The organism is Edaphobacter sp. (assembly GCF_035532915.1).
Classification (GTDB): Bacteria; Acidobacteriota; Terriglobia; order Terriglobales; family Acidobacteriaceae; genus Edaphobacter.
In genome coordinates, this window is sequence record NZ_DATKQC010000140.1 from 1 (window position 1) to 5,231 (window position 5,231).

Annotated in this window: 3 protein-coding genes; all 3 read right to left on the reverse strand. The window is 59.1% G+C overall.

What is annotated here, in order from left to right; all coding sequences use genetic code 11:
- A partial coding sequence (locus tag VMU57_RS06960; protein ID WP_325381909.1) for a Fic family protein occupies nucleotides 1–765 on the reverse strand: 765 nt, incomplete at its 3' end.
- Nucleotides 766–878: 113 nt separating this feature from the next.
- Nucleotides 879–3,626: a MobF family relaxase gene (mobF, locus tag VMU57_RS06965; protein WP_325381910.1), complete on the reverse strand. Its 2,748-nt coding sequence runs from the start codon at nucleotides 3,624–3,626 to the stop codon at nucleotides 879–881.
- Nucleotides 3,627–3,628: 2 nt separating this feature from the next.
- Nucleotides 3,629–5,231 (reverse strand): type IV secretion system DNA-binding domain-containing protein (locus VMU57_RS06970; protein ID WP_325381911.1); only part of this gene is annotated, 1,603 nt, incomplete at its 5' end.

Consider the following 5,231-nt stretch of genomic DNA (forward strand, 5'->3'; position numbering starts at 1 on the left):
TTTGAAATAGAGGCTGAGGTAGAGTATTGGCTCTCTGAGTGCGCTCTCTGCGCAAAGTAAGAACGTAATCAGTAGTCGTCCAAGCCTTCCGTTGCCGTCGAGAAATGGGTGGATGGTCTCAAACTGTACATGGACAAGGCCCGCTCGGATCAGCAGGGGCAAGCCCGTGTGCTCGTCATGCAGGAATAGTTCGAGTTGGCCGAGACACTCACCCAGAAGTTCCGGGGGAGGCGGTACGAAGACGGCATTGCCTGGGCGGCTGCCACCGATCCAATTCTGGCTGCTGCGGAACTCGCCGGGCTGTTTGCCGCTGCCTCTTCCCTTCGAGAGCAGAATCTCGTGAATCTCCCGAATCAATCGCAGACTCAACGGAAAGCCGGAACGCATTCGCTCCAGACCGTGATTCATGGCCGCGACGTAGTTCGAGACCTCCTGCACATCCTCGACGGGAACTCCCGGCGCCTCATCGTTCTCGTAGAGCAGGAGATCGGACAGCGACGACTGCGTCCCTTCGATCTGGGACGAGAGCACGGCCTCCTTGCGAACGTATGTATAAAGGAGCAGCGACAGGTCGGGCAGGAGCGAGGCCAGACCGTCGAGCCTGCCGATGGCCTGATTGGCCTGTTCCAGCAGGATCTGAAAACGCGCCAAATCCACCGGCGGCATCGGCGGCAACGGTGGCGGCACGAAAGCTCGAACAGTCTCGCCATCAAACTGCTTGAGGATATAGCGGCCTAGTCGGGCGGACCGATCGGTGTCTGGCACGGTATCCTTTCGTTAATTTTTGCGTAACGAAAGAATAGTTCATCATCCTTTTGCTGGCAAACGCGCAACAGAGAGATAAGCTTCGCGCAGGGTTTGGCTGGCCCGCGCGATGCTTACACCGCCAGACCCTGCCCGGATGCCAAATGATTAATTAACTGAGGCTTAACGCCAATTTTCTGGGTAGTTTCGAGCGCCGAACTCTTGCCGTGCGATCTAGAGACGAGTTCTCCCAGACGCTCGACGCTGTTGGTGTAGAGGGTGGCGTCCTGCGAAGCCCTCGATATCGATACATAGGCGAAGCGATCACTGACCAGTTCTGGGTGAACTCCGGTATCGACGTGGACGAGCACTCGATCGGCGGTCAGCCCCTGGGAGCTGTGCGATGTGACGGCGTAACCGTGGTCGAGATGCCGCATCTGAGCTAGATCGAGAGAAACCCTTCTCCCGCTGTCGAGGTGAATGCTGGCACGACCATCCGGTGAGAGCGCCTCGACGGTGCCTTGTTCTCGATTGGCGATTCGCAGGTCTTTCATTGGAGCGGTGAATTGTACGCGCTCGCCAATCGACAACTGGATGGTGACAGGCTTGTAGGTGTCCACTCCTTTGAGGCGTGACGGGTCATAGGAGACCTCCAGCCCATCTGCTCGCCGGACTGTGAGCTGGTGCTGCTCCGGTTGGACCTTGACCACTTCGGCATAGGTGCCAGCGGCCAGGCTATGCTTCTCGCTGCCTCTCCGGTAGCGAAGCACGTCTCCAACTTCATACTGCGAGGCCCAGGCGCGGTCTGCGCCCGTGACCTCCGAGCGGGGCGCGAGAACGGAGTTGGATTGTTCGTTTTGGTCCAGCAGTCCGCGGTGTTGAAGCTCGGCGCGGACGGCTTCGTTGATCTGGCGGCGTGAGGCATTGTCGGGGGAAACAATCAATGTTCCTGTTGGCGCGTCCGCATAGCTGCGAGCAATCTCCGCAATGCGCTCTTGCTTGTTCGGGACTTCACGAATGCGGCCCTGCTCTTGGAGCAGGGCGAGACCCGCAGCGGTGTCCCCCTGTGCGAGATATTCGACCACCCTCCGCAGTTCCGGCTCCTTTTGGCGAATGATCTGGTCCAGATGGGCCGTCCGCATTCCAGCCTGCTGGAGTTGCTCGAAGGGCTTTCCCGCTTCGACAGCCTGATGCTGGCGCGTATCCCCAATGAGCAAGACACGGTCCTGATCCCCGATCCGTCGCAAAAAGTCTCGCATCTGTCTTGTCGAACTGAGCGATGACTCGTCCAGAAAATAAAGATGCCGCTCGTCGTTGTTACCGGCTCCCTGTCGATTGCGCGCGAGAAAGCCTTGCAGCGTGTCGGCTGGGATTCCGGCCTCGCGGAGCTGGTTGGCGGCGCGCGAGGTGGGCGCAAAACCTTCGACGGAATACCCGGCACCCTCCGCCCCTCGATGAATCACAGAGAGCGCAGTCGTCTTTCCAGTGCCGGCGGTCCCTTGAAGTCCCTGAATCTGATCGCGGGAGAGCAGCACCTCTTCGACCACCCGACGTTGGGCGGTATTCAGGTGAGCATTCGCCTCTGCAATGTGGACGACCTGTTGGATGGAGGCAATCTGCTTATTCCGATTTTGTCCTTCGATCACCCGTGCAATCACTTCCTTTTCGGCGCGAATCATCTCCTCGGTGGTGAATTGACGGGCACTGGCATGAACCTTCCGCGAAGCAATCTGGAATTCACCGCTGGCCATGCGTTCATCGAGCGCAGATCGAATTTGAGTGAGTGTCAGCTCGCCCATTCCACGGCGAAGCGCGTCCCGGTAGAGGCGGCGTTCATCAACCACCGCCTCCCGCTCGAAGTTCCGGTCACGGGCGTAAGTCACGGCCTGATGGGGCGACTGGCGCGTTGCTTGATGCTCGGGTTCTGGTGTCAAAGCTCGTTGGTGAGCTTGACCTACAACCTGGTCAGCCTGATGTCCAAACTCGGCGGCGAGCTTGCGATGCGCGGCTACAGCTTCGCCCACGGAGACGGCCTTCTTGCTGTCGCGTGTGGAATGCGCGGCAATCTGCGCAGCCTCATGCCCCTCAAAGCCGCTCCGCTCCAGATAAGCGCGAATCTGCTGACTGCGCGGGCTTGAGGCGTCCAGATATTCCTGAGAGTACCCTTTGATTTCGGGAGCGCCACTGCGGCCGGAGGCGATCTCGTATCCAAGCGAGCGGAGCCGGAAGGTAAGTTCCGACTGATAAACCGCCGTGGCAAACTGTTGCGATTCAAACAAGGCCCGCTCCTGCAAGGCGCGCATCTGCCCGTTCTCACGCTCCGTGACGTTGAAGATCACGGCGTGGGTGTGAAGTTGCGGAGCCGCATAGCCATCCACTGGGCGGGCGGTATCGTGTTCAAATTTGGCGACCACAAAGGCCCCTGTGGTTTCTGCCGGACGATTCCCGCCAAGGCGCGCCTGGGTGTAGCACTCCAGCTCGCTTAGAGCGGTATCCACGGCTGCACGATGGGCCTCGCGGACGCGGTCATCCCCACCGACTAGCGCGGTCAACGATACGGACTTTGGTGCGGAAAATGTGGCATCCCAGCCGGCCCGGTGTTCGACAGGAGCGACCTTCGATCCGTCGTTGCGCTCGTACTCCTGTACGACACGATGGCGTACCAGTTGCTCGCCGGTGAACGGATGCTGGCCATCGGCGAGTCTCGCGAAATGCTCCTCGCTCACCCGCCCGGAAAGCCCAAATCGTTCTGCCAAGCGACCGTGCCACTCGCCGACAACAGCTCCATCCTGCTTCCAATAGTTCTGTTCGGCGGAGACAAATTCCTTCGCGTGGTAGGTGCGTGCCTGAGAAGAAGAGAGTGCTTTTGAGATGGTGAGCATGGTCAATCACCCATGGAGTGTGTGGACTGAGAAAGCTCCTGCGATTCCTCAGTGCCGGTGGAAGTGGCTACAGGGACGAAGGCTTTACTGGCCTTTTTATGAAGCGTTTTTGGGTCGAAGTCGAGGTCGTCGCCTTCGAGAGATCGTGGAATGAAGGCAACCTCGGTTGCTGGAATGTCACTGAAGGCGAAGGAGAATCTTGCCACGTGGTTGCCGAGTTTCAGAAAAGCATGGCGGTCGGCGAGGCCGGAGATTTCTGAGTCGAGAACAAGCGGTTCCACCTGGCGGTCGATGGTGAAGTTGCGTCCCGGCCGCGAACCATCGAAGTGGGTCTCGCGCACCCTCTCAATCTCTACTTTGCCGATGGCGCTCGACACCCACTCGGCGGCCTTGGGTTCCGTAGTTTTAAGGAAGATTTTGGTGGCCGGCTGCGACAGCATCACTTCTGCCAGATGTCCATAGATAACCTCCAACTGAGCCTTGCCCTGAAAGCCAAGGACGATAGGGTTCTTGCTCTTTCGGTTCTCGGTGATGGCGGTGTGCAACTGCGGAAGTCGCTGTAAAGTCGCCAGCTCGTCGAGCACGAACCATACCGGATGCTGATTGCCCTTCGGTTCGTTGAGCAGACGCAAAACGAGCAGGTCAATCCAGAGGCTGTGCAGCGGACGCAGGGCTTCGCGCTCGCTGGGCTTTGAGGTGATGAATATCCATCCCTTGCGCGTTTCGGCCCACTCCGTTGCGCTCCAGGTGCGCTTGGCTTGCTCTCGTGTGGGGAGCATCCGGAGGCTGTCGGCGACGAGGCCGAGCGAAGCCAGTACGCCATTCCGTTGCTGCTGCGCGCCCTTGGCGATCATGCTCGCCATCTCCGTGGTCTGTACCCGCTGATCAATCTCATCCGGGTTCGCCATCCAGTCCACCAGCTCCTGCGGCGTCGGTCCAAAGGTCAAAAGATGCGCGAAGATTTTCTGTGGCGTCTCGACGAAAAACTCTCCCTTCTTGTCCGTCGTCGGCTGGTAGAGCGAAGCCGCAATTGTCTTCGCTTCGGCCCTGCGGCGCAACTCCTCGGAAGGCCCCCAGTAGGGGCAACGTGCGTCGAGCGGGTTGAGGATGATGTCTTCACGTTTCGGATCATAGAAACGTTGGACGAACTCGCAGGCGGGGTCGTAGACGATGGCGGAATGGCCGCGTTCCTTGATCTGCATGAGGAGCTGCATGATGAGCCGGGTTTTGCCTGCGCCAGTGTCTCCCATGATCTCGATATGCTGGCCTTCGACCTGGCGCGGGATGCGCATCGGACGGCGGGATTCGATCGTCTGAAATCCCACTCCGTCCCCCTTCACTGCCCGATTGAAGGCGCTCGGAGACATCAATCGCGGTCCCTTCAGGAGCCTTCCGTACTTCCGTTCCCGAAGGCGCTCGATGTCTTTGCGTAGTGCAAAAGGAAGCTGGACGAGGAGACACAGAAAGCCGAGAAGGCCAGGCCAGACAAAGAGAGCGGCTGCGCTTCTACCGCCATAAACGAACTTCTGCAGGAAGGCATGGAGGGGCTTGTTTCTGTATGCGATCTTTTCGCCGCGAGTGATAGTTTCGAGACCTTCGGCCCGA